The organism is Nocardia sp. NPDC004722 (genome assembly GCF_053601505.1).
This window is the reverse complement of record NZ_JBSGBY010000750.1, coordinates 1-3,589: the sequence shown is the minus strand read 5'-3', so window position 1 is coordinate 3,589 and position 3,589 is coordinate 1. Positions and strand designations below refer to the sequence as shown.

Sequence of the window (3,589 nt, the reverse complement as noted above, 5' to 3'; positions counted from 1 at the left end):
GCGGTGGCGGCCGGACGCTCGGTGTACGGCAGCGTGGATTCGTCGTGCGCGGTCTGGATGGACAGATTCAGCGAGCGAATCTTGGCCAGCGCCACGTCACCGCGCAGCAGATCCGGAATGCGGTTCATGAAGTTCTGCATGGGCATCGAAAGGAACGTGGTGACAAGGACATAGCCGACCATGGCGTTCTGTGGCAGATGCAGGGCGCGCGCCAGGCCGAACAGGATCAGCGCCATGGTGCCGAGCTGCAACAGCTGCCCGAAGCCCTGCGCGAAGGTCATCTTCGATCCGGCCTCGGTGTTCTGCACCCGCAGCTTCTCGGCCGAGCCGAGCAGATGCTTGTCCATGAACTCGCCACGCCGCCCGCGGTGCAGCTTGAGCTCCTTGATGCCCAGCGACACCTCCTGGAAGGAACGGATCAGGCCGTCCTCGTTCTCGCGGGCATCCCGGTACAGGCGGCGCACCGTCTTGAGAACCGTTTCCACACAGGCGATTCCGAGCAGGGTGCCCGCGACCGTGGTCGCGAAGATCGGCCCCGACACGATCGCGAGGAAGATGAAGCAGCCGATGATGGTCGCCAGATCGATGCAGATGCTCGGAATGGCGGTCACCGCCTGCGACAGCGACCGCACATCCTCGGTCAGCGTCGCGATCAGGCGGTGCTGCCCGAGCCGCTCGAGATGCTCGAGCGGCGCGGACACGATGCGCGCACTCAGGTCCGCGCGCAACCGGTAGATGGCTTCCTGAGCGAGCCGGATCAGCAGTACCTGCGAGATCACACCGCTGATCAGGATGATCAGCGCGGTCGCCACGAAGGCCTGCACGGTGACGGCCGGGTGCGGTTCCGGTGACACCACTCCCCGAATCAATGTCACCAGGTAGGTATTGGCCGCACCGCAGACCAGACCGGAGGCGATGACGCCCGCGATCCGCATCCACGAGATGGAGATGAGGAATCTGATGAGTTGCATGACTGCTGGCCTTACTTACAAGGGCTGGTTATGTCAGGGGCGGATGATGTCGAACAGCACGCCCTCGAGGGTGACGCCCGGCGCGAAGGAGAACGCCACACCCGTCGAGATCGGCTGATCGGCCTGCTGCGCGATCATCTGCTCGAGCACGAAAATCAGTGAGACGCTGAGCATGTTGCCGTATTCGGCGAGCACGTCCCAGCTGGTCGCCGCCTGCTCGGGGCTGAGCCCGAGCGAGCTCACCGACTGTTCGATGATCTTCGGGCCACCCGGGTGGATCGCCCACAGATCGACATCGGACTTGCTCATGCCGTGGCGCGCCAGCACCCCGGTCACCACCGGATCCACCCCGTTGAGGATGTACTGCGGCAGGTTCTCCGACAGCTCGCAGGTGATGCCGTTGTCGTTGACGCCCAGGACGATTCCGTCCTCCGCGTCGTCGAACAGGTAGCTGAAGCTGTCGCGGATGACGATCGAGCCCGCCGCCAGCGGCTGCTGGGGGTTGCTCGCGCCGATGACCACCGCGCCGCATCCGTCACCGAAGAGGCTGTGGATGATGACGTCGTTGATGTTGTCGTCGAACACGGCGTTCACCGAGCTCAGCTCCAGGCAGATGACCAGCGCCTTCTTGTCCGGGTGTGCCCGGACGAAATCGACGGCGGCCCGCACCGAGTTCATGGCGGCCGCACAGCCCATGAAGTTCACCATCACCCGGTTGATCGCGGGCGAGAGGCCGAGCTGCTTGACCACGGCCACATCCACGCCGGGCGCGATGAACCCGGTGCTGGTGGCGAAGACCATCATCCCGATCTCCGTCGCCGGATCCTCGAGATGCGCGACCGCGCGTCCGGCCACGTCCACGGCCAGCGGCACCGCGTGGTCGTAGAAGGTGTTCATGCGATCCCGGATGGTGCCGACTTCCTTGCTGTAGGAAAGGAATTCGGGGTCGACCGGGTTGACCGCCAGATGCCGGGTGGTGATCCGGGTCTTCTGGTAGATCCGCGGAATCCGCGCCTGCTGCACCGGATCGCTGAACAGGTCGGCCACCTGGGCGGCGGCCTCGGCCTGCGAGAAGATCTGCTGCGGTGCGCCGGTGGCGATGGACTCGATCACGCCGACGGTGGTCGGCGGGGTGGGCGGCAACGGTGCGGGTGCGAAGTCGTAGCCGGGTTCGCCTCCCACGAACCGGGTGGACGTCGCGGGCACCATGCCCCCTTCATCAATGGTGATAGACACGAAATACTCCCCTCGAATTTTCAGTGGAATCGGTTCAGACAGTGCCGATTCCGGTGAAGCCCTGAACCGTGTAGACGGCGCAGGTCTTCAGGGCAAGCGGTGAGAAGTGCTCCTTCATGAACCCCCACTTGCGTTCCACCGCGTCGTCGGACGGCGCGAGAATGTAGGTGCGGATCTGCTTCGGGAAGCGGTCGGTGAAGAAACTCTTGGCGGGCAGCCATTCGACACCGAACTTCGCGGACTCCTCGCGCAGCACATCCTCGGTCGCGATGTTCGCGAAACCACTGCGCTGGTAGGGGAGTACGTGGTGCACCCGGTGCGAGCTCAGGCCCGCCGACAGGAAGCAGTCCACGTAGCGGTTTCCGACCACCTTCAGGTCGTAGGCCTGCTCGATCTGGTCGACACCCCAGTCCTCGGAGTTGTGCTCGAGTTCCTCGGTTTCGACCTCGAAGTCGTGGCTGGCCACCACCAGGAAGGTGGAGATCCACAGGCTGAACACGAATTGCAGTGCCCAGGCCCAGAAGTCGCCCATCGCGGTGAAGGCGATCAGCTCGCCGATGAGCAGGAAGCGCACCCCGAACGACCCGATGAAGTGCGGTAGCGCCCCACCCCAGGTGCCGTACATGTCCTTGATCCCCACCTTGCGGGTGAGGCGGCAGACATCGAGCAGGCGCATCAGCATGCCGGTCACGGTGTGGCCGAACTTGTGCATGGTGTGCACCGGGATCCGGTACAGCCGCGGGATCCGCATCATCATGGTGAAGACGTTCTTCTTGATGTCGACTTCACTCTGGGTGTGCGGGTGGTGCAGCAGCGCGTGGCCGTCCGCGGTCACGAAAGCCAGTGCGACGTAATTGAAGTCGAAGGCGTTCGTGTAGATCTTGTTCATGCCCTTCTGGGCCCGGTGGATGGCGTAGTGCCCGAAACCGGCCAGGCTGCTGCGCAGCAGCACCATGGCGATCACGAACACCGGCAGCGGCATCCAGCTGCGCTCGAACAACCGCAGGCCCTGCACCGCGAAGTACGCGACCGCCAGGATGGCCACCACGATATTGAAGTAGGTGTCCATGCGGCGGATGCGCGCGGCCAGTTCGGGTTCCTTCAGGCGCGCCTTGACCTTGTGTAGCAGGTCGTCCTTGTTGTCGAAGCTGAACTTCGGAGTGTCGCGCCAGCTGTCGAAGCCCTCGTTGAACAGGAACGCGGGGGCGTTGGCCTTGGGATGGATGTCCTCCGGCAGCGCGTCGCGATCCAGCGAGTACTTCTTGATGATCTTGCCGATGGCTTCCGGATTCTTGTGGTACGAACCGATGATCGAGGTGATATCGCGGTTCTTGGTCCGGCCGATGAAGAACTCGCCGCCCGGATGCTTGGAAATCCAGTCG

At 63.8% G+C, this 3,589-nt stretch carries 3 protein-coding genes; all 3 read right to left on the bottom strand.

The window, feature by feature from the left end; all coding sequences use genetic code 11:
- Positions 1-971: ABC transporter transmembrane domain-containing protein (locus ACWELQ_RS41150; protein ID WP_452402408.1), on the bottom strand; the 971-nt coding region annotated here is incomplete at its 3' end.
- A 33-nt stretch (positions 972-1,004) separates the two neighbouring features.
- Entirely contained in the window at positions 1,005-2,180 is a 1,176-nt protein-coding gene (locus tag ACWELQ_RS41145) for a type III polyketide synthase (protein WP_452402409.1), read from the bottom strand.
- Positions 2,181-2,241: 61 nt separating this feature from the next.
- A partial coding sequence (locus tag ACWELQ_RS41140) for a fatty acid desaturase (RefSeq protein WP_452402407.1) occupies positions 2,242-3,589 on the bottom strand: 1,348 nt, incomplete at its 5' end.